The sequence below is a fragment of the Micromonospora sp. NPDC048907 genome, assembly GCF_055586885.1.
The window spans coordinates 719,387-739,090 of the sequence record NZ_JBVJHI010000001.1; the positions used below are offsets into that span (position 1 = coordinate 719,387).

The 19,704-nt window shown below is 71.9% G+C and carries 18 protein-coding genes; 14 read left to right on the forward strand and 4 right to left on the reverse strand.

Going from position 1 to position 19,704, the window contains the following annotated elements; genetic code table 11:
- Positions 1 to 25: 25 nt before the first annotated feature.
- From ACZ6PY_RS03680 to ACZ6PY_RS03695, 4 genes are all read left to right on the forward strand, one after another.
- The gene (locus ACZ6PY_RS03680; RefSeq protein WP_466068884.1) at positions 26 to 583 is read left to right on the forward strand and encodes a 2'-5' RNA ligase family protein; all 558 of its coding nucleotides are present in this window, start codon (positions 26 to 28) and stop codon (positions 581 to 583) included.
- A gap of 57 nt (positions 584 to 640) precedes the next feature.
- Positions 641 to 1,576 (forward strand): YihY/virulence factor BrkB family protein, encoded by a 936-nt coding sequence (locus ACZ6PY_RS03685; protein WP_466068886.1) that lies wholly within the window; start codon positions 641 to 643, stop codon positions 1,574 to 1,576.
- On the forward strand, positions 1,573 to 1,947 hold the full coding sequence (locus ACZ6PY_RS03690; protein ID WP_262287154.1) for a GntR family transcriptional regulator: 375 nt from the start codon (positions 1,573 to 1,575) through the stop codon (positions 1,945 to 1,947). The genes ACZ6PY_RS03685 and ACZ6PY_RS03690 overlap by 4 nt, the downstream gene beginning before the upstream one ends.
- Before the next feature lie 74 nt (positions 1,948 to 2,021).
- On the forward strand, positions 2,022 to 2,459 hold the full coding sequence (locus ACZ6PY_RS03695; RefSeq protein ID WP_466069392.1) for a hypothetical protein: 438 nt from the start codon (positions 2,022 to 2,024) through the stop codon (positions 2,457 to 2,459).
- Between the two features lie 4 nt (positions 2,460 to 2,463).
- On the opposite strand, the gene ACZ6PY_RS03700 is transcribed toward ACZ6PY_RS03695, so the two are convergent.
- From ACZ6PY_RS03700 to ACZ6PY_RS03710, 3 genes are all read right to left on the reverse strand, one after another.
- Complete coding sequence (locus ACZ6PY_RS03700) at positions 2,464 to 2,826, reverse strand: VOC family protein (protein ID WP_466068888.1); 363 nt, start codon at positions 2,824 to 2,826, stop codon at positions 2,464 to 2,466.
- Positions 2,827 to 2,989: 163 nt separating this feature from the next.
- On the reverse strand, positions 2,990 to 4,624 hold the full coding sequence (locus ACZ6PY_RS03705) for a glycoside hydrolase family 13 protein (protein ID WP_466068889.1): 1,635 nt from the start codon (positions 4,622 to 4,624) through the stop codon (positions 2,990 to 2,992).
- A gap of 108 nt (positions 4,625 to 4,732) precedes the next feature.
- On the reverse strand, positions 4,733 to 5,809 hold the full coding sequence (locus ACZ6PY_RS03710) for a LacI family DNA-binding transcriptional regulator (protein ID WP_466068891.1): 1,077 nt from the start codon (positions 5,807 to 5,809) through the stop codon (positions 4,733 to 4,735).
- 198 nt (positions 5,810 to 6,007) lie between these two features.
- Between ACZ6PY_RS03710 and ACZ6PY_RS03715 the strand changes: the two genes are divergently transcribed.
- From ACZ6PY_RS03715 to ACZ6PY_RS03730, 4 genes are all read left to right on the forward strand, one after another.
- Positions 6,008 to 7,258 carry a sugar ABC transporter substrate-binding protein gene (locus tag ACZ6PY_RS03715; RefSeq protein WP_466068893.1) on the forward strand — a complete coding sequence of 417 codons (1,251 nt, stop codon included), beginning with the start codon at positions 6,008 to 6,010 and terminating at the stop codon, positions 7,256 to 7,258.
- Positions 7,258 to 8,898 carry an ABC transporter permease subunit gene (locus tag ACZ6PY_RS03720; protein ID WP_466068896.1) on the forward strand — a complete coding sequence of 547 codons (1,641 nt, stop codon included), beginning with the start codon at positions 7,258 to 7,260 and terminating at the stop codon, positions 8,896 to 8,898. The genes ACZ6PY_RS03715 and ACZ6PY_RS03720 overlap by 1 nt, the downstream gene beginning before the upstream one ends.
- Positions 8,895 to 9,794 (forward strand): sugar ABC transporter permease, encoded by a 900-nt coding sequence (locus ACZ6PY_RS03725; protein ID WP_466068898.1) that lies wholly within the window; start codon positions 8,895 to 8,897, stop codon positions 9,792 to 9,794. Before ACZ6PY_RS03720 ends, ACZ6PY_RS03725 begins: the two co-directional genes overlap by 4 nt.
- A 141-nt stretch (positions 9,795 to 9,935) precedes the next feature.
- Positions 9,936 to 11,747, forward strand: a complete 1,812-nt coding sequence (locus tag ACZ6PY_RS03730; protein WP_466068899.1) for a glycoside hydrolase family 13 protein — start codon at positions 9,936 to 9,938, stop codon at positions 11,745 to 11,747.
- 94 nt (positions 11,748 to 11,841) lie between these two features.
- Here the strand turns inward: ACZ6PY_RS03730 and ACZ6PY_RS03735 are convergent, their stop codons facing one another.
- Entirely contained in the window at positions 11,842 to 12,438 is a 597-nt protein-coding gene (locus ACZ6PY_RS03735) for a TetR/AcrR family transcriptional regulator (RefSeq protein ID WP_466068901.1), read from the reverse strand.
- Positions 12,439 to 12,536: 98 nt separating this feature from the next.
- Here ACZ6PY_RS03735 and ACZ6PY_RS03740 point away from each other — a divergent pair, with 98 nt between their 5' ends.
- The 6 genes from ACZ6PY_RS03740 to ACZ6PY_RS03765 all read left to right on the forward strand — a co-directional run bounded on the left by ACZ6PY_RS03740 (position 12,537) and on the right by ACZ6PY_RS03765 (position 19,690).
- Positions 12,537 to 13,544, forward strand: coding sequence for a hypothetical protein (locus tag ACZ6PY_RS03740; RefSeq protein WP_466068903.1), 1,008 nt, complete (start codon positions 12,537 to 12,539; stop codon positions 13,542 to 13,544).
- A 57-nt stretch (positions 13,545 to 13,601) separates the two neighbouring features.
- Complete coding sequence (locus ACZ6PY_RS03745; protein WP_466068904.1) at positions 13,602 to 13,943, forward strand: hypothetical protein; 342 nt, start codon at positions 13,602 to 13,604, stop codon at positions 13,941 to 13,943.
- 277 nt (positions 13,944 to 14,220) lie between these two features.
- Positions 14,221 to 15,291 (forward strand): BMP family lipoprotein, encoded by a 1,071-nt coding sequence (locus tag ACZ6PY_RS03750; protein ID WP_466069394.1) that lies wholly within the window; start codon positions 14,221 to 14,223, stop codon positions 15,289 to 15,291.
- 267 nt (positions 15,292 to 15,558) lie between these two features.
- Positions 15,559 to 17,052 carry an ABC transporter ATP-binding protein gene (locus ACZ6PY_RS03755; RefSeq protein ID WP_466069396.1) on the forward strand — a complete coding sequence of 498 codons (1,494 nt, stop codon included), beginning with the start codon at positions 15,559 to 15,561 and terminating at the stop codon, positions 17,050 to 17,052.
- Positions 17,049 to 18,407: an ABC transporter permease gene (locus tag ACZ6PY_RS03760; protein ID WP_466068905.1), complete on the forward strand. Its 1,359-nt coding sequence runs from the start codon at positions 17,049 to 17,051 to the stop codon at positions 18,405 to 18,407. Before ACZ6PY_RS03755 ends, ACZ6PY_RS03760 begins: the two co-directional genes overlap by 4 nt.
- A gap of 2 nt (positions 18,408 to 18,409) precedes the next feature.
- Complete coding sequence (locus tag ACZ6PY_RS03765; RefSeq protein ID WP_466068906.1) at positions 18,410 to 19,690, forward strand: ABC transporter permease; 1,281 nt, start codon at positions 18,410 to 18,412, stop codon at positions 19,688 to 19,690.
- Positions 19,691 to 19,704 lie beyond the last annotated feature (14 nt).

Below are 19,704 nucleotides of genomic sequence, written 5' to 3' on the forward strand. Positions count from 1 at the left end.
GGTGTCGCAGTCGGTGGCCGGAGGGATGGCGCACAGCGTGGACGGCAGCGACGGGTCGCCGGACGCCGGTGACACCATCCAGATCGGGATCGCGGTCGACATCCCGGAGCCGTGGGGCGGGCTGCTCACCCGCCGGCGGGTCGAAGCCGGTGACCCGCAGGCCGTCCCGGCGCACGTCACCCTGCTCGGGCCCACCGAGATCCCGGTGCGCGCCCTGCCGGCCGTCGAGGAGCACCTGGCCCGGGTGGCGGCCACCCACCTGCCGTTCACCCTGCACCTGCGGGGCACCGGCACGTTCCGGCCGGTCACCCAGGTGGTCTTCGTGGCGGTGGCCGCGGGGATCAGCGAGTGCGAGCTGCTGGCCGCCGCCATCAACGCCGCTCCCGAGCTGCACCGCGAGGCGCGCTTCCCGTACCACCCGCACGTCACCGTGGCCCAGGACGTGCCGCCCGAGGTGCTCGACAAGGCGTACGAGGACCTGGCCGACTTCTCCGCCCTCTTCGAGGTCGAGGCGTTCACCCTGTTCTCGCACAGCGGGGCCACCCGGTGGCAGCCCCGCCGCGACTTCCGCCTCGGCGGCTGAGCTGAGCGCGCGGCCGGCCTGCCTCCGGGGGGCGGGCGGATCGGCGAGGATGTCGGGGTGAACGTCATCGGCCGGATCGAGGCGGCGCTCGGCCGCCGCGTCGACGCGGCCCGGGCCCGGTCGTCGGCCTTCGACCACGTGTGGCGCGCCGGCACGCTCTACGCCAACCTGCTCGCCGGCCGGCTGGCCGCCGCGATCGCCTACTACGGCTTCTTCGCCGTGTTCGCGCTGGCCCTGGTCGGCTACTGGATCTTCGGCACGATCCTTCAGGACAACCGCGAGGTGAGCCGGGCGGCGGCCGACTTCCTGGACGAGAACCTGCCCTTCCTCGACGCCAAGCAGATCGCCGAGAGCAGCAACACCGTCGGCGTGATCGGCCTGGTCATCCTGGTCTTCACCGGGATCGGCTGGGTCGAGGCGATCCGCTCCTCGCAGCGGCTCATGTACGGCTTCAACCAGCAGCCCGGCAACCTGGTGATCCGCCGCCTGGTCGACCTGGGCGTGCTGGTGGCGGTCTTCGTGCTGCTCGGCATCTCGGTGGCCGCCGTGGACGCGCTGGAGTCGCTGCTGCGCTTCCTGCTGCGCAGCACCGGGTCGGTCGGGTTGACCACGGTCAGCGCGGTGCTCAGCGTGGTGATCAACGCGGTGCTGGCCACCGCGCTGCTGGTGGCGGTGCCCCGGCTGCGGATGAGCCGCCGCCGGCTGCGCCCCGCCGTGCTGGCGGTCGCCGTCGGCATCACGCTGCTCAACACCGTGGGGCGCTACTACGTGGTGCGCACCGAGCGGAACCCGGCCTACACCGTGGTGGCCACGGCGGTGGGGCTGCTGCTCTACCTCTACCTGCTCAACCAGATGGTGCTCTTCGGCGCGGCGCTGGCCGCCACGAGCCGCTACGGCCGGGTGGTGGACCTGGCCGAGGGCGGCGGCGGGCGGGACGTGGACGTCGAGGTCGACGAGGACACCGACCCGGGCACGCCGGGAGGGGCGGGATGAGCACCCGGATCCGGATCGAGCAGGACTCGGCGGTGCCCCCGTACGAGCAGGTGCGCGGGCAGCTCGCCGCGATGATCGGCGACGGCCGGCTGCCGGTCGGCACCCGCCTCCCCGCGGTCCGGCAGCTCGCCGCCGACCTGGGCCTGGCCGTGAACACCGTGGCGCGGGCGTACCGGGAGCTGGAGTCGGCCGGGCTGGTGCAGACCCGCGGGCGGCACGGCACGGTGGTGGCCCCCGGGCGCGACGACGCCACCGACCGCCTGCACCGCGCCGCCACCGCGTACGCCGCCGAGGCGCTCCGCCTGGGCGTCCCGCCGGACCGCGCCGTCGCCCTGGTCCGTGCGGCTCTGGACGCCGGTACGCACGGGTGAGAGCGACCGCCGGAGAGGGGGGAGTTGGCGTGAATGAGGCGCACGTCCGCGCCGCCACCGACCATGATGGGCCGGTGGGCGCACTCGTGACACTGGACCTGCCGGACGACTCGCCGATGCTGGGCCTGCCGTGGATCATCACCTTCGGCCCGCTCGGCGACGACGACGAGTGGGAGCCGGTGGTCTGCGGCCCGTACGAGCGGCCGCACGCGCTCGCCCTGGCCGAGGCGGTGGTGGCCGAGGAGCAGCTCATGGCGGTGGTGGAGCCGCTGCTGCCGGCGCTCACGCCCGAGGAGATCCGCAGCGAGATCGCCGCGGCGCAGATCGCCGCCGAGGACGAGGCGGCCCGGATCGACCAGGCCGACCTCTACGGCGACTTCGAGGACGTGATCGACGAGGAGCTGGAGCTGGCCGCCGAGCGGGAGCCGGAGCCGACGGCCCCGCCCAGCCGGGACGAGGTCCGGGCCGGGCTCGCCCGGATCGCCGCGCTGCTGACCAGCCGGGGAGCCTGAGCGCTCAGCTCGGCGGCCCGTCGAGCACGCAGAACTCGTTGTCCTCCGGGTCGGCGAGCACCACGAAGCCCTCCGTGCCGGTCTGCCCGACGTCGACGCGCCGGGCGCCGAGCCCGATCAGCCGGTCGACCTCGGCCGCCGCGTCCCCGTCGGAGACCAGATCCAGGTGCAGCCGGTTCTTGCCGTGCTTCGGGGTGCCGCTGCCCTGCAACCAGATGGTCGGGCCGGGCCGGCCGGGCGGCGGATAGAGCTTCGCGTTGCCGTCGCCGCCCCGGCGGACGGTGTAGCCGAGTGCGGCCGACCAGAAGTCGATCATCCGGTCGAGGTCGCCGATGTCGAGGGTGTACTGCGCCACGTGTGCGGTCATACGCCCTGAGGTACCCCGACGGTCCCAGATGGACACCGGCCCCTCGGGAACGAGTCCCCGAGGGGCCGGCGCCACCTCACCCCCCACCACAAGGGGTCGGTAGCCCAGCCGCCCGTCGGCGCGGGGCACAACGGACGACCAGGTCAATGGCGGGTTACCCGGCTCAGCGCCGTTCGAACCACGCAGCCGCGTCCACCGGCAGAACGTGCCCGTCGCCCCGCTCGGTGAGCTCGGCGCTGGCGACGACCGGCCGGCCGTGGCCGGCGACCGTCACCTCCGCGCCGCTGAGGTTGACCACGCAGGTCAGCTCGGCGTTCCCGGCGGAGCGGCGGAACGCGAGCACGCCGGGCTCGGTCTCCAGCCAGGTGATGCCGCCGGTGCCGGCCAGGGCCGGGTGCCCGTGCCGGATCCGCAGCGCGGCCCGGTAGAGCTCCAGCGTCGAGCCGGTCACCCCGGCCTGGGCGGCCACCGAGAGGGCCCGCCAGGTCGCCGGGGCCGGCAGCCAGCTCAGCTCGCTGCCCTCCGGGCCGAAGCCGTACGGGGCCAGCTCGCCGCTCCACGGGATGGGCACCCGGCAGCCGTCCCGGCTCTCCCCGGTGCGCAGGAACGCGGGGTCCTGCCGCAGCTCGTCCGGGAGGTCCAGCACCTCGGGCAGGCCCAGCTCCTCGCCCTGGTAGACGTAGGCGCAGCCGGGCAGGGAGAACATCAGCAGGGCGGCGGCCCGGGCGCGGCGCAGGCCGACCTCGCCGTCGCCGTAGCGGGTGACGTGCCGCTGCCGGTCGTGGTTGGAGAGCACCCAGGTGGTCGGGGCGCCCACGATGGTCGACTCGGCGAGCGCGGTGTCGATCACCTTGCGGAACGAGTCGGCCGACCAGGTGGCGTCGAGGAAGTCGAAGCTGAACGCCTGGTGCAGCTCGTCCGGGCCGATGTAGCGGGCCAGCCGCTGCGGGGTCTCCGCCCACGCCTCGGCCACCGCCATCCGGCCGCCCGGGTAGCTGTCCAGGATCGGCCGCCAGGCGCGGTAGATCTCGTGCACCTCGTCCTGGTCGAAGTAGGGCAGCCGGCCCTTGCCCAGCAGCTCGGACTGGCGCTGGCCGGTGGTCATCGAGTTGAAGCCGACGTCCGGCAGCCCCTCGGCCTTGATCATCCCGTGCGCCACGTCGATCCGGAAGCCGTCGACGCCCCGGTCGAGCCAGAACCGCAGGATGTCCTCGAACTCGGTGCGCACCTCCGGGTGGCGCCAGTTGAGGTCGGGCTGGGCCGGGTCGAACAGGTGCAGGTACCACTGGCCGTCGGCCACCCGGGTCCAGGCGGGGCCGCCGAAGATGCTCTCCCAGTCGTTCGGCGGCAGCTCGCCGCGCTCGCCCCGGCCCTCGGCGAAGAGGTAGCGCTCGCGCTCGGGGGAACCGGGGCCGGCGGCGAGGGCCGCGGTGAACCAGGGGTGCGCGCTGGAGGTGTGGTTGGGGACCAGATCCACGATGATCCGCAGGCCCAGGGCGTGCGCGTCGGTGATCATCGCGTCGAAGTCGGTCAGGTTGCCGAAGAGCGGGTCCACGTCCCGGTAGTCGGCCACGTCGTAGCCGGCGTCGACCTGGGGCGAAGTGTAGAAGGGGGTCAGCCAGAGCGCGTCCACCCCGAGGTCGCGCAGGTACGGCAGGCGCTGCCGGATGCCCTGGAGGTCCCCGACGCCGTCCCCGTTCGCGTCCGCGAAGCTGCGGACGTACACCTGGTAGACGACCGCGGACCGCCACCAGTCGTCGTCGGCGGTCAGCGGCGTGGGGTGGGGGGCGGAGGTCATCGGTGTGGATCCCCGTTCTCTGGCGCGGGACGGCAGGGCGTCTGAGCAGGATGCCGCTCAGGCGCTGCAAGAGTCAAGCATTCCTTGCGCAAGAACTGGCGGCAAGGGTCAGGCGGGGATCGCAAGGGTGGGGTCGACGGAGGAGGGGCGCTGGCGCTTCGGGCCGCCGGCCGGTCGGGCCACCGCGGTCGAGCCGCGCACCACCAGTTCGGGGCGGAACAGGTACTCGGAGTTCGGGGCGGCGTGCCCGTTGATCTCGTCGACCAGGGCGCGGACGGCGGCCACCGCCATGGCCGCGACCGGCTGCCGCATGGTGGTCAGCGGCGGGTCGGTGAAGGCCATCAGCGGGGAGTCGTCGTAACCGACCACCGAGACATCGTCGGGAACGCCGAGGCCGCGCTGCCGGGCGGCCCGGATCGCGCCCAGCGCCATCAGGTCCGAGCCGCAGACCAGGCCGGTGACGCCGCGCTCGATGAGCCGGCCCGCGGCGGCCTCGCCGCCCTCGACGCCGAACAGGGACAGCTCGGCCAGCTCGCCGACCTCCGCCTCGGTCGTGCCGACCAGCCGGGTCATCGCGGCGCGGAAGCCGGCCACCCGGCGCTGCACCGGCACGAAGCGGTCCGGCCCGGTGATCAGGCCGATCCGCCGGTGGCCGAGCGCCACCAGGTGCGCGACGGCCAACTCGGTGGCCTCGCCGTCGTCGCACGAGACGAAGGGCGCCGAGATGCCGGGCGCGTACCCGTTGATCATGACGATCGGCAGCGGGCGGGCGATCAGCGCGCGGTACCGGTCGTGGTTGGCGGCGGTGTCGGCGTGCAGGCCGGACACGAAGACGATCCCGGAGACCTGCCGGTCGAGCAGCATCTCGACGTACTCGTCCTCGGTGACACCGCCGGGGGTCTGCGTGCAGAGCACCGGGGTGAAGCCGCTCTGCGCCAGCGTCGACTCGATGACCTGGGCGAAGGCCGGGAAGATCGGGTTGTCCAGCTCGGGCACGACGAGGCCGACCAGCCCGGCGCTGCGCTTGCGCAGCCGGGCGGGGCGCTCGTAGCCGAGCACGTCGAGGGCGGTGAGGACGGCCTGCCGGGTCTCGGGGGCCACTCCGGGGCGGTCGTTGAGCACCCGCGACACCGTGGCCTCGCTGACTTCGGCCTGTTGGGCGATGTCGGACAGTCGAGCGCGCATGGCGGCACTTTAGCTCACGGGCAAGTTCTTGCGTACGCTCCTGCAAGCCCTTCCATTCTCTGCAACCTCTTGCTAACGTCCCCGCAACATGCGAGAGCAGCGGCGCAGCATCCCCGCGCCGGTCAGCAAGAACTTTCCGAGGTTTCCACTGGCGAGCCGCCCTTCCCCCGGCGGGCCGCCATGACGACAGGAGTACCGATGCGCATCCGTACCGCGGGTGTGGTCGCTGTCCTCGGCCTGGCGCTCGCCGCGTCCGGCTGCGGCGGCAGTGACAGCGACAAGCCGGCCGCCAAGGAGTCCGCCAAGGCCGCCGGCGGCAAGCTGGTCATCTGGGCCGACGACAAGCGGACCGCGGCCCTGAAGCCGTTCGCCGAGGAGTTCGGCAAGGAGAACGGCGTGACCGTCGAGGTCCAGGCCGTCTCCAAGGACCTGCAGACCAACTTCGTCACCGCCTCGCAGCAGGGCAGCGGCCCGGACGTCGTGGTCGGCGCGCACGACTGGATCGGCAACATGGTCCAGAACGGCGCCATCGACCCGGTGCAGCTCGCCGCCGAGCAGAAGAACGCGTTCAACGAGACCGCGATCAAGGCGGTCACCTTCAACGGCCAGCTCTACGGCGTCCCCTACGCCACGGAGAACATCGCGCTGATCCGCAACACCGAGCTGGCACCCGAGGCGCCGAAGACGATCGAGGACCTGGTCGCCGCCGGCAAGAAGCTCAAGGCCGAGAAGAAGGCCAGCGAGATCCTCTGCCTCCAGTCCGGCCAGAACGGCGACGCCTACCACATCTACCCGCTGTACACCTCGGGCGGCGGTTACCTGTTCGGCACCACGGCCAACGGCGACTACGACCCGAAGGACCTGGGCGTGGGCAAGCCGGAGTCGATCGCGGCCTTCCAGAAGATCGCGAAGCTCGGTGAGAAGGGCGACGGCGCGCTGAAGCGCTCCATCACCGGCGAGAACTCCATCGCCACCTTCACCGGCAAGAAGTGCGCCTTCCTGGTCTCCGGCCCGTGGGCCATCGCGGACGCGAAGAAGGCCAACATCAAGTACGACATCTCCCCGGTCCCCGGCTTCGCCGGTGGCAAGGAGGCCCAGCCGTTCGTGGGCGTCCAGGCGTTCTACGTCGCCGCCAAGGGCAAGAACAAGGCCCTGGCGCAGGAGTTCGTCACCAACTACGTGACCAAGCCCGAGCTGGCCGTCGCGCTGTACAAGGCCGAGCCGCGCCCGCCGGCGCTGACCGCCGCCTTCGACCAGGTCAAGGGCGAGGACGCGGACCTGGCCAAGTTCTCCGAGGCCGGCAAGAACGGCCAGGTGCTCCCGGCGATCCCGGCCATGGCCGCGATCTGGGACCCGTTCGGCAAGGCGGAGGCCGCGATCATCGGCGGCGCCGACCCGGCCAGGACGATCACCGCCGCGGGCAAGACCATCGCGGGTCAGATCAAGTAATGAGCACGTCGCTGTCCGGCCCGGGGTCTGCTGAGCAGGCCCCGGGCCGGGAGCCCGTCCGCCGCGGGCTCCCGCGCACGCCCCGTACCGCGCGGAACCACGCGCCGATCACCGCGACCGGCCTCGTCGTCAAGGTGGTCCTGCTCGGCCTGGTGGCCGGGATCGCGATCTGGGCGGCGTTCCCGCTCGTCGAGGCCGAGCACTGGGTCGGACTGGCGATCCTCGCCGCGACCACGGCGGGCCTGTTCTACCTCTACCTGAGCCGGCGGCACATCCCGGCCAAGTACCTGGTCCCCGGCACGATCTTCCTGATCGCCTTCCAGGTCTTCCCGGTGCTCTACACCGCGAGCACCGCGTTCACGAACTTCGGCGACGGCCACCGCGGCAGCAAGGACGACGCGATCGTCGCCATCCAGACCTCCTCGGTGCAGCAGGTCCCCGGCTCCACCGAGTACTCCCTCTCCATCGCCACGACGGGCGACCCGGCCACCGGCGCGCTGGTGTTCCTGCTCAGCGACCCGAAGACCAGGGAGGTCTTCGCCGGTGACGCGGGCGGGCTGCGCAAGCTCGACGCCGGGGACGTCACGGTCAGCCCGACCGGCAAGATCACCGAGGCCGCCGGCTACACCGTGCTCAACTTCGGTCAGGCCAGCGGCCGCAGCAAGGACATCACCGACCTGGTGGTGCCGACCGCCGGCGGCGCGGTCCGCTCCAACGGCCTGTCCCGCGCCTACGAGGGCAAGGCCGTGCGGGCGTACGACGCGGGCTGCGACTGCGTCAAGGACAGCGAGACGGGCAAGACCTGGACCGCCGACCCGGAGAACGGGTCCTTCGTCGCCGCCGACGGCGAGCGGCTCGCCCAGGGCTGGAAGGTGAACGTCGGGCTGAGGAACTTCACCCGCGTGCTCACCGACCCGGACATCTCCGGCCCGTTCTTCGGCACCCTGCTGTGGAACTTCGCCTTCGCGATCGGCTCGACCGGCTTCACGTTCCTGCTCGGCATGGCCATCGCGCTCGCGCTGCACTCGCCCCGGATGAGGGGCACCAACCTCTACCGGGTGCTGCTGATCCTCCCGTACGCCATGCCGTCGTTCGCCATGCTGCTGGTCTGGCGGGACATGTTCAACACCGACTTCGGCCTGGTCAACGACCTGTTCGGGCTGGACATCGACTGGTTCGGCGGCACCTGGTCGGCCCGGATCGCGGTGCTGCTCGTGCAGCTCTGGCTGGGCTACCCGTACATGTTCCTGGTGGCCACCGGCGCGCTCCAGGCGATCCCGCGCGAGCTGACCGAGGCGACCTCCGTCGACGGGGCGTCGCCGTGGCAGTCGTTCCGGGCGGTGACCCTGCCGCTGCTGCTGGTCGCGCTCTCGCCGCTGCTGATCGCGTCGTTCGCCTACAACTTCAACAACGTCAACGCGATCCTGTTCACCACCGAGGGCGGCCCGTTCGCGCCGGACAACCCGACCAACGGCGCCACCGACCTGCTCATCACCTACACCTACCGGCTGGCCTTCGGGGCGCAGGGCGCCGAGTACGGACTGGCCACCACGGTCTCGATCTTCATCTTCGCCATCGTGGCGATCGTGGCGGCGATCAGCTTCTCGCGGACCCGCAAGCAGGAGGAGGTCTACTCGTGACCACCTTGTCGGACGCTGCCGTCGCCGACCGGGCCGGGGCGGGGCGGTCGAAGGGCCGCTGGTTCGCCCAGGTGGGCTGGCGGCACCTCGTCGGGGTGCTGGCCGTGGCGTTCAGCCTCTTCCCGATCCTGTTCGTGATCTCCGCGGCGCTCAACCCGCTCGGCACGCTCTCGTCGACGGAGCTGCTGCCGACCGGGGCGTCCCTGGAGAACTTCACCAACCTGTTCCAGAAGACGCCGTTCGCCCACTGGTTCCTCAACTCGCTGCTGCTCGCCGGCGTGGCCAGCTTCGCGTCGATCTTCCTGTCGGCGCTGGCGGCGTACGCGTTCTCCCGGATGCGGTTCGCCGGTCGCCGGGTCGGGCTGCTTGCGCTGCTGCTGATCCAGATGTTCCCGCAGTTCCTGGCCATCGTGGCGATCTTCCTGATCTTCACGACGGTCACCGGTCTGTGGCCGGTGATCGGCTTCAACACGCCGTGGGGGCTGTTCCTGCTCTACATGGGCACCGCGCTCGGCGCGAACACGTGGCTGATGAAGGGCTTCTTCGACACCCTGCCGAAGGAGCTGGACGAGTCGGCGACCATGGACGGCGCCTCGCACGCCCAGGTCTTCTTCCGGATCATGATGCCGCTGGTGGCGCCGATCCTGGCGGTGACCGGGCTGCTCGCCTTCATCGGCTCGATCAACGAGTTCATCATCGCCAACGTGTTCCTCACCGAGCCGAACTCGAAGACCCTGGCGGTCGGGATGTTCGGCATGGTGGCGGGCGAGCGCAACAACAACTTCGGGATGTTCGCGGCGGGCACCCTGCTCACCGCCATCCCGACGGTGCTGGTGTTCCAACTGCTCCAGCGCTACATCGTCTCCGGCCTCACCGCCGGAGCCGTCAAAGGCTGAGCCTCCTCGGCTCACGCTGCGGCAAGGGCGTCCTGTCGACGTACACCGGAGCGGTTTCCGGGCGGACCGCCGCGGTCGGGTGACCGGCCGCGGCGGGTGCCCGCCCCACTCCCCGTCCTCGACGACGCGAAAGGCACCCCCATGTCCCTGCAGCCGCACCACGACGGATCCGCCACCTACGTCCCCGAGCAGGAACCCGCCCTCGGGCAGACCGTCCCGGTCTTCGTCCGGGTGCCGGCCGGCGCCGACGTCCGCCAGGTGCACGTCCGGACCACCGGCGACGGCGAGCCGCGCTTCGCCGAGGCGGTGGTCGACCGCACCGAGGGCGGTGACGTGTGGTGGCGGGCCGACGTCGAGGTCCGCAACCCGGTCAGCAACTACCGCTTCCTGCTCGACGGCGCGGCGGGCGCCCGCTGGCTGAACGCGGCCGGCCTCGTCGGCCACGACGTGCCGGACCACGGCGACTTCAAGCTGGTCAGCTACGCGCCGCCGCCGGCCTGGGCCCGGGACGCGGTGATCTACCAGATCTTCCCGGACCGGTTCGCCCGCTCGGCCGCCGCGGCGGGCCGCACGGCGCCGGACTGGGCGATCCCGTGCGACTGGGACACGCCGGTGATCGGGCGCGGCCCGGAGACGCCGCGCCAGTTCTACGGCGGCGACCTCGACGGGATCACCGAGCGGCTGGACCACCTGGACCGGCTCGGCGTGAACACCGTCTACCTCACGCCGATCTTCCCGGCCCGCTCCAACCACCGGTACGACGCGGCGAGCTTCGACACCGTCGACCCGCTGCTCGGCGGCGACGCCGCGCTGGCCCGGCTGGCCGACGCGGTGCACGCCCGGGGCTGGCGGCTGCTCGGCGACATCACGAGCAACCACACCGGCGACGCCCACCACTGGTTCACGGCCGCCGTGTCCGACGTGCACGCGCCGGAGCGGGAGCTGTACTACTTCGACCTGCCCGGCGGGGACTATGAATCGTGGAACGGGGTCAAGTCGCTGCCGAAGCTCAACTGGGGCAGCGCCGAGCTGCGCCGCCGCTTCGCCACGGCCGGCGACTCGCTGCTGCGCCGCTGGCTGCGGCCCCCGTACGGGCTGGACGGCTGGCGGGTGGACGTGGCGAACATGACCGGCCGGCGGGGTGCGGACGCGTACACGCACGAGGTGGCGCGGCTGCTGCGGGAGGTGGTCGCCGAGACCCGGCCCGACGGGCTGCTGCTCGCCGAGCACGGCCACGACCACACCGGCGACCTGGACCGGGACGGCTGGCACGGCACCATGAACTACGTCGGCTTCACCGACCCGGTCTGGTCCTGGCTGCGCCGGGGCGACGGGGCCCTGCCGAACTTCCTCGGCACACCGGGCGGGGTGCGGCGGCGGGACGGGGGCGCGGTGCTGGCCACCATGAACACCTACCGGTCGCTGATCTCGTGGCGGTCGTACGCGCACTCGTGGCAGCTGCTCGGCTCGCACGACTCGGCCCGGATCCGGACCGTGGTCGGCGACGCGGCCCGGCAGGAGGTGGCCGCCGGCCTGCTCGCCACCATGCCGGGCACGCCGGTGGTCTTCGCGGGCGACGAGCTGGGCCTGACCGGCGCCAACGGGGAGGGCTCGCGTACCCCGATGCCCTGGCACCTGCCGGAGAGCTGGGACGGGCGCACCTTCGACGCGTACCGGTCGCTGCTGGCGCTGCGCCGGGCCGAACCGGCGCTGCGGCACGGCGGCCTGCGCTGGGTGCACGCCGACGCGGACACGCTGGTCTTCCTCCGCGAGGCGCCGGCCGGCGCGCTGCTGGTGCTGGCCCGCCGCGAGGCCGGCACCCCGGTACGCCTGTCCGGCCTCCCGGCCGCCGAAAACGTGTACGGCAACGCCCCCGCCCTGCACCCGAACACCGACGGCACGGTCACCCTGCCGGCCGACGGCCCCACCTTCCAGGTCTGGCGCCTGGCCTGACCCGCACCCCCGGCCCCGCGATCTCGCAGTTCTGGCCCGCGTCCTGCGGCTCCCGCCCGTCTTCGTCGGGGCGCCAACTGCGGGATCGCGGTGGTCAGGGGGTGGGCCGGAGCAGGGCGCGGACGCCCGTGAGGTAGGTGGCGCGGTCCGGGGAGCCGGTCAGGATGCGCTGGGTGAAGTAGCCGGGGATCAGGCCGAACAGCGCGGCGCCGACGGCCTCCGGGTCGGCGTCCGCGGGCAGTTCGCCGGCCCTGCGCGCGCGTCCGGCGGCGGCCACGAAGTGGCCACGCAGCCGGGTGTACGTCGCCCCCACGAACTCGGCCAGCACCGGGTCGCGCTGCGCCTCGCTCCACACCTGGAGCGCCAGCGGCAGCACGCCGTCCGGGCCCAGCTGGGAGTCGACGAAGGTCAGCGCCCGCTCCAGCACCTCGGTCAGGGGCAGCGGCGGGTCGGCCGTGGACAGGTCGGCGAAGGTCGCGTCGGCGGTGCCGATCACCGCCTGGGCGATGGCCGTGATCAGGTCGTTCTTGCTCGGGAAGTAGCGGTAGACCGCGCCGACCGAGAGCCCGGCTTCCTTGATCACGTCCTGCATCGAGGTGTTGTGGAAGCCGTCGCGCACGAAGCAGCGGCGGGCCGCGTCGAGGATCTGCTGGCGGCGGGCCGCGAGGTGTTCGTCCGATACGCGTGGCACGAGCCACAGTATAAAGCGAACGTTCGTTCTTGACTGCGGGGCGTGCGGCGGCGCACTCTCAGCTCAAGAGAACGAACGTTCGTTTTAAGGAGGCGGCGATGCCCGCTCACCCGTACCGGACCCGCTCGCCGTGGCTGCTGGCCGCCCTGCTCGCCAGCCTCGCCGTGGTGGCGCAGGCGCTGCTCGTACCCCTCTTCGCGGCCCCGGCCGCCCACCTGGCGCCGCGCGACCTTCCGATCGCCGTCGCCGGGCCGGCGCCCGCGGCCACCGAGCTGGCCGCCCGGCTCACGGCGGCCCGCCCCGACGGCTTCACCGTCACCACGCTGCCCGACGCGGCGGCCGCCGACCGGGCGCTGCGCGACCGGGAGGCTTACGCCGCCTTCGTGGTCGGCCCGGACGGCGTCGCCCTGCACACCGCCCCGGCCGCGAGCCCGACCGTCGCGGCCCTGCTCACCGAGGCGGCCACGCAGCTCTCCGCCGGCCGCCCGGTGCCGGTGGTGCAGGTCGTGCCGACCGATCCGGACGACCCGCGGGGGGCCGGCTTCGCCGCCGGGTTCCTGCCGCTGGCGCTGGCCGGCCTGCTGGCCGGGGCCCTGCTCACCGTGCTGGTCGCCCGGCGTGCGGCGCGGCTGGCCGGCCTGATCGGCTATGCGGTCCTGGCCGGCCTGGTGGGGGCCGCGGTGCTGCACGGCTGGCTCGGCGTCCTGGACGGCGACCTGTGGCGCGAGGCGAGCGCCATCGGGCTCTTCGCGCTCGCCGCGGCGGGCACCGTGGCGGGACTCGGCGCGCTCCTCGGCGCTCCCGGGATCGGCCTCGGCGCGCTGCTCGTCTTCCTGGTCGGCAACCCGCTCTCCGCGGTGAGCGCGGCGCCCGAGCTGCTGCCGCAGCCCTGGGGGACCGTGGGGCAGTTCCTGCCGGTCGGTGCGGGTGGCACCCTGCTGCGCTCGGCGGCCTTCTTCGACGGTGCGGGAGCCGGCCGGCCGGTGGCCGTGCTGGCCGGGTACGCGCTCGTCGGCCTGGCCCTCGTCCTCGTCGGCCGCCGGTCCGTCCGGACGGGCGCGGGCCGCCCGGAGCCGGCCGGACGGCCGGCCGAGGTCACGGTATGACGGCACCTCGGCGGGCCGGCTACTACAGGGCGTCGTTGATGGGGGAGGATGGCCGGCGTGGAAGCTCTTCGACTGATCCTTCTCTACGTCCATCTGATCGGGTTCGCGCTGCTGCTCGGGGGCGCGATCGCCCAGTACGTCAACGGCCGGCTCCGGATCAACGCGGCCATGCTCTGGGGCTCGGTGATCGGGCTGCTGACCGGAATCGGTCTGTCCGCCCCGCTGCGGGACGGCGACGAGCCGGCACCGGCGAAGCTTGTCACCAAGCTGGTGCTCGCGCTGCTGATCTTTGTCATGGTCTTCTTCTCCCGTAAGCGGGAGTCCGTGAACCGCGGGCACTTCCTGGCGATCATCGGGTTGACGCTTGCCAACGCGGCGGTGGCGGTCTTCTGGCGTTAGCTCTCCGGCGCAGCGGGAAGACCTCGGGAAACGGACGTTCGCGACACCTCTCCGGAGGGCCGTCGGCACGAAAGGTGATGTGCCCCACGCGCGGGTTACGTAGGGGTAACGACCGTTCAACAGTCGTGCACGATTGTCGGCCGGTGGGTGGGCGCGGGCGTACGCTCCCGTCCGTAACGTGGGACGCCGGCGGCACACCGCAGGCCGGCGCAAGGGCTGCCACCGCGCACGACGCGGTGTGCAATGGGAAGGAGACGTCTTGCGCGCTGTGCGTGGGATGCGGATCGCCTCCGCCATCGTGGCGGGTGGCCTCGTGCTGGGCGCCGCCGCTTGTGGTGAGGCTCCCGACGACGACAACAACGCCGGGGGCAACGGCGGCAAGAAGTTCAGCGCCTGCATGGTGACGGACGTCGGCGGCATCGATGACAAGTCCTTCAACACCTCGGCCTGGAAGGGCCTTCAGGAGGCGAAGAAGGAGAACGACAACATCGACATCAAGAACGTCCAGTCGAAGGCCGAGGCGGACTACGAGGTCAACCTGACCGGGTTCGTCAACCAGAAGTGCGACTTCATCCTGGCCGTCGGTGGCCTGATGCAGGACGCCACCAAGAAGATCGCCGCGGCGAACCCGAAGCAGCAGTTCGGCATCGTGGACGCGAACCCGGGCGTGGACAACGTCTACCCGATGCAGTTCGACACCGCCCAGGCCGCCTTCCAGGCCGGTTACCTGGCCGCCGGGCTGAGCAAGTCGGGCAAGGTCGGCACCTACGGTGGTCTGCCGATCCCGCCGGTCACCATCTTCATGGACGGCTTCGCCGACGGCGTGGCGTACTACAACAAGGCCAAGAACAAGAACGTCCAGGTCATCGGCTGGGACAAGGCCACCCAGAAGGGCTCCTTCACCAACGACTTCGTCAAGCAGGACGAGGGCAAGAAGGTCTCCGACGCGCTGGTCGCCCAGGGCGCGGACATCATCATGCCGGTCGCCGGCGGCGCCGGCCTCGGCACCACCGCCGCGGCGCAGGCCTCCAACGGCAAGTACTCGGTCGTCTGGGTGGACGTCGACGGCTGCGAGAGCACCCCGAACTGCCCGGCGCTGGTCACCACGGTCGTCAAGAACATCCCGGACGCCGTCAAGGACGCCGTGCTGAAGGCCGCCAACGGCGAGACGCTGCAGGCCAAGCCGGGCTTCGTCGGCACCCTGGCCAACAACGGCGTCTCGATCGCCCCGTACCACGACTTCGACAGCAAGGTCCCGGCGGACCTGAAGGCCGAGGTCGACAAGATCAAGGCGGACATCGCCGCCGGCACCATCACGGTCACCTCGAAGGCCCAGCCGACCAAGTGACCGCTCCGCCGACCCCCGCGGTGCGATCATCGGCAGCGGGGGCCGGCGGGCACCAGGTTTGACGATCCGGCCGCCTCGGCGTACGCGGGAAGCCCCGCGCGACGTCGGGGCGGCCGGTCACCTTGATCCCCCACGGACCCCCACCCGGCGCGGTGGCGGCGCGGCAGCCGCTACGCTGCACCATCGCTCGCACTCCAGGAGGTTGCGCTGAGACTCGAACTGCGCGGCATCACCAAGCGGTTCGGTGATCTGGTCGCCAACGACCACATCGACCTGACGGTGGAGCCTGGAGAGATCCACGCCCTGCTCGGCGAGAACGGCGCCGGCAAGTCGACCCTGATGAACGTGCTGTACGGGCTGTACCAGCCCGACGAGGGCGAGATCCTGGTCGACGGCAAGCCGCTGAAGCTGAAGGGCCCGTCCGACGCGATCGCCGCCGGGATCGGCATGGTGCACCAGCACTTCATGCTGGTGCCGGTGTTCACCGTGGCCGAGAACGTGATGCTCGGCGCGGAACAGACCAGGGGGAGCTTCACCGGCTTCCTCGACCGGCGGCGGGCCCGGCGCGAGGTCGCCGAGGTCTCCGAGCGGTACAACCTCCGGGTCGACCCGGACGCGGTGATCGAGGACCTGCCGGTCGGCATCCAGCAGCGGGTGGAGATCGTCAAGGCGCTCACCCGCGACGTCGACCTGCTCATCCTCGACGAGCCGACCGCCGTGCTGACCCCGCAGGAGACCGAGGAACTGCTCACGGTCATGCGGTCGCTCAAGGAGGCCGGCAAGTCGATCGTGTTCATCACCCACAAGCTGGGCGAGGTCAAGGCGATCGCCGACCGGATCACGGTGATCCGGCGCGGGAAGACGGTCGGCACCGCCGAGCCGAGCGCCAGCCGCGACGAGTTGGCCGCGCTCATGGTGGGCCGCAGCGTCCGGCTGACCGTGGACAAGAAGCCGGCCCAGCCGGGCAAGCCGATGCTCGAGGTGGCCGGCCTGGTCGTCGACGACGACCGGCAGGTGCGCGCGGTCGACGGCGTGGACCTGACCGTGCACGCCGGTGAGGTGCTCGGCGTCGCGGGCGTGCAGGGTAACGGGCAGACCGAGCTGATCGAGGCGATCATGGGGCTGCGCCCGGTGCTCGCCGGCTCGGTCACCCTCGACGGCCAGGCCATGCACGGCTGGTCGACCAAGAAGGTGCTCCGCGCCGGCGTCGGGTACGTCCCGGAGGACCGCAGCGTCGACGGCCTGGTCAAGGAGTTCTCCGTCGCGGAGAACCTGGTGCTGGACATCTACGACCAGCCGCCCTTCGGCAGGGGCCTCTCACTCAAGCCGGACGCCATCGCCAAGTCGGCGAAGGAGCGGATCGAGCAGTTCGACGTCCGCACCTCCTCGGCCGACGCGGCGGTCGGCACCCTCTCCGGCGGCAACCAGCAGAAGGTGATCGTGGCGCGGGAGCTGTCCCGGCCGCTGAAGCTCTTCATCGCCGCCCAGCCCACCCGGGGCGTGGACGTCGGATCGATCGAGTTCATCCACAGCCGGGTCATCCGCGAACGGGACATCGGCACCGCCGTCATGGTGGTCTCCAGCGAACTGGACGAGGTGATCGGCCTGGCCGACCGGATCGCGGTCATGTACCGCGGCCGGATCATCGGCATCGTCGGCCCGGACACCCCGCGCGAGGAGATCGGCCTGCTGATGGCCGGCATCACGCCGGACACCGCCACCACGACCGCTGACCGCCCTGGCAACGAGGACGAGGCATGACCAACCCAGACCCGGTGTCGGGCTCTCCCGACAAGGAGCCGGCGACCGAGGCGCAGGAGGCGCGGAGCGAGGCCCGCGCGAACCCGCCCGCGCCCGCCGGCGACACCGAGCGGGCGGTGCCCGCCACCGCGACGAAGCAGCCCCCGGCCGGGGAGTCCCGCCCCACGCTGGGCCGGCTCTTCCTGGACAACCTCTGGGCGGCCAACACGGTCACCGTGACGGTGCTCGCGGTGCTGCTCGCCATGCTGGTCGGCGCGGTGCTGATCATCGTCTCCGACCCGGAGGTGCTGGCCACCTACGGCTACATCACGGCACGCCCGGGGGACGCGCTCAACGCCAGCTGGACCGTGGTCAGCGAGGCGTACGCGAACCTGTTCAAGGGCGCGATCTTCGACCCGGACGCGGTCGGCTTCACCGCCGCGATGGGCCCGATCTCGGAGACGCTCACCTACACCGCGCCGCTGGTCTTCACCGGCCTGGCGGTCGCGCTCGCCTTCCGCGGCGGCCTGTTCAACATCGGCGCCCAGGGCCAGGCCACCATCGGCGTCGTCCTGGCCGCCGTGGCCGGCTTCGCGCTGCCGCTGCCGCCCGGTGTGCACCTGCTCGTCGCGCTGCTCGCCGGCGCGCTCGGCGGTGCCCTCTGGGGCTTCGTCCCGGGCATCCTCAAGGCGCGCACCGGCGCCCACGAGGTGATCAACACGATCATGCTGAACTACGTGGCCGTCTACTTCCTGTCCTGGATCATCGTCCAGAGCGGGGTGCAGAACCCGAACCGGTCGGACGCGATCAGCAAGCCGGTCGAGTCCTCCGCCCAGCTGCCCCGGCTGCTCGGCGACAACCTGCGGGTGCACGCCGGCATCCTGGTCGCGGTGCTGGCGACCTGGTTCATCGCCTGGCTGCTGAATCGCTCGACGCTCGGCTTCGAGCTGCGCGCGGTCGGCGAGAACCCGGACGCCGCCCGGACCGCCGGCATCAGCGTGACCAAGACGTACGTGCTGGTCATGGTGATCTCGGGTCTGCTGGCCGGCCTCGGCGGGTCGAACATGGTGCTCGGCTCGACCGCGAACGCGCTGACCCCGCTGGTGATCGCGCAGATCGGCTTCGACGGCATCCTGGTCGCCCTGCTCGGCCGGGTGAAACCGTGGGGCGTGCTGCTGGCGGCGCTGCTCTTCGGGGCGCTCCAGGCCGGCGGCAACCGGATGCAGTCGTACTCCGGGATCTCGCTGGAGCTGGTCACCGTGCTCCAGGCGCTCATCGTCATCTTCATCGCCGCGCCGGCCATGGTGAAGGCGATCTTCCAGCTCCGGGCGGCCCGTGCGGCCCGGCTGCAGACGAGCCTCGCGAAGGGCTGGTGAGCATGTCCACCACCGCTGTCCCCGAGGTCGCCGTGACCGCGGTCGACGAGGGCTTCTGGACGCGCGTCCGCAAGACCGGGGCGGTCCTGCTGGCGCTGGGCGTGCTGGCCACCGTCCTGTTCGGCGCGCTCGCCACCGACCAGCAGGCCCGCTTCACGCTCAGCGAGACCGAGGGCGGAGCCGCCCTGGAGATCAACGGCACGGTCGGCGCGATCCTCTTCGGCATCATCGCCGCCGCGGCCGGCGCCGCCCTGCTCGCCGGGGTGCCGAAGCGCTGGTTCACCCTGGTGCTCGGCGTCGGGCTGGTCGCCTTCGTGCTGAGTTTCCTGTGCTGGCAGGTCTCCGCCGCCCCCGAGGGCCGCAACTTCATGCCGCTGGTCAACATCATCCGGGGCACGTTCATCCTGGCCCTGCCGCTGATCTTCGGTGCGCTGGCCGGCGTGCTCTGCGAGCGCTCCGGGGTCGTGAACGTGGCGATCGAGGGCCAGTTGCTGATGGGTGCCTTCTCCGGCGCCCTGTTCGGCAGCATCTCCGGCAGCGTCTGGGTGGGCCTGGTCGCCGCCGCGATCGGCGGCGCGCTGATCTCGCTGCTGCTGGCTGTCTTCGCCATCCGCTACCTGGTCGACCAGGTCGTCATGGGCATCGTGCTCAACCTGCTGGCGCTCGGCGTCACCGGCTTCCTCTACGAGCGGCTCATGCAGACCGACGCGACGAAGTACAACAGCGCGCCGCGGTTCAGCAACTGGGAGATCCCGCTGCTCAAGGACATCCCGCTGATCGGGCCGGCGCTGTTCCGGGGCAACATCTTCCTCTACGTCGGTCTGCTGCTGGTCCTGGTCATCCACATCGCGCTGTTCCGTACCCGGTGGGGTCTGCGGACCCGGTCGGTGGGCGAGCACCCGACGGCGGCCGACACGCTGGGCGTGAAGGTGCTGCGGCTGCGCTACCGCAACGTGATCATGGCCGGGCTGGTGGCCGGCGTCGGCGGCGCCTCGTACACGCTGGCGCTCTACTCGTTCACCAAGAACATGATCGGCGGTAAGGGCTTCATCGCCCTGGCCGCGCTGATCTTCGGCCGGTGGAGCCCGACCGGCGCGCTGCTCGCGGCGCTCTTCTTCGGGTTCGCCGACCAGCTCGCCACCTACCTGGGCGCGATCGGCAGCAGCATCCCGAGCCAGTTCCTCGCCATGCTGCCCTACCTGGCGACGATCCTGGCGGTGGCCGGGCTGGTCGGCAGGGTCCGGGCGCCGGCCGCCGACGGCAAGCCGTACATCAAGGGCTGACCGCCCGCGACGCA

Excerpts from the sequence above, each read along its gene's own strand:
- ACZ6PY_RS03765 (WP_466068906.1), top strand. The coding sequence starts at position 18,410 with ATGTCCACCACCGCTGTCCCCGAGGTCGCCGTGACCGCGGTCGACGAG.
- ACZ6PY_RS03760 (WP_466068905.1), top strand. The coding sequence starts at position 17,049 with ATGACCAACCCAGACCCGGTGTCGGGCTCTCCCGACAAGGAGCCGGCG.
- ACZ6PY_RS03715 (WP_466068893.1), top strand. The coding sequence starts at position 6,008 with ATGCGCATCCGTACCGCGGGTGTGGTCGCTGTCCTCGGCCTGGCGCTC.
- ACZ6PY_RS03720 (WP_466068896.1), top strand. The coding sequence starts at position 7,258 with ATGAGCACGTCGCTGTCCGGCCCGGGGTCTGCTGAGCAGGCCCCGGGC.
- ACZ6PY_RS03680 (WP_466068884.1), top strand. The coding sequence starts at position 26 with ATGGCGCACAGCGTGGACGGCAGCGACGGGTCGCCGGACGCCGGTGAC.
- ACZ6PY_RS03740 (WP_466068903.1), top strand. The coding sequence starts at position 12,537 with ATGCCCGCTCACCCGTACCGGACCCGCTCGCCGTGGCTGCTGGCCGCC.
- ACZ6PY_RS03730 (WP_466068899.1), top strand. The coding sequence starts at position 9,936 with ATGTCCCTGCAGCCGCACCACGACGGATCCGCCACCTACGTCCCCGAG.
- ACZ6PY_RS03710 (WP_466068891.1), bottom strand. The coding sequence starts at position 5,809 with ATGCGCGCTCGACTGTCCGACATCGCCCAACAGGCCGAAGTCAGCGAG.
- ACZ6PY_RS03705 (WP_466068889.1), bottom strand. The coding sequence starts at position 4,624 with ATGACCTCCGCCCCCCACCCCACGCCGCTGACCGCCGACGACGACTGG.
- ACZ6PY_RS03690 (WP_262287154.1), top strand. The coding sequence starts at position 1,573 with ATGAGCACCCGGATCCGGATCGAGCAGGACTCGGCGGTGCCCCCGTAC.
- ACZ6PY_RS03700 (WP_466068888.1), bottom strand. The coding sequence starts at position 2,826 with ATGACCGCACACGTGGCGCAGTACACCCTCGACATCGGCGACCTCGAC.
- ACZ6PY_RS03750 (WP_466069394.1), top strand. The coding sequence starts at position 14,221 with ATGCGGATCGCCTCCGCCATCGTGGCGGGTGGCCTCGTGCTGGGCGCC.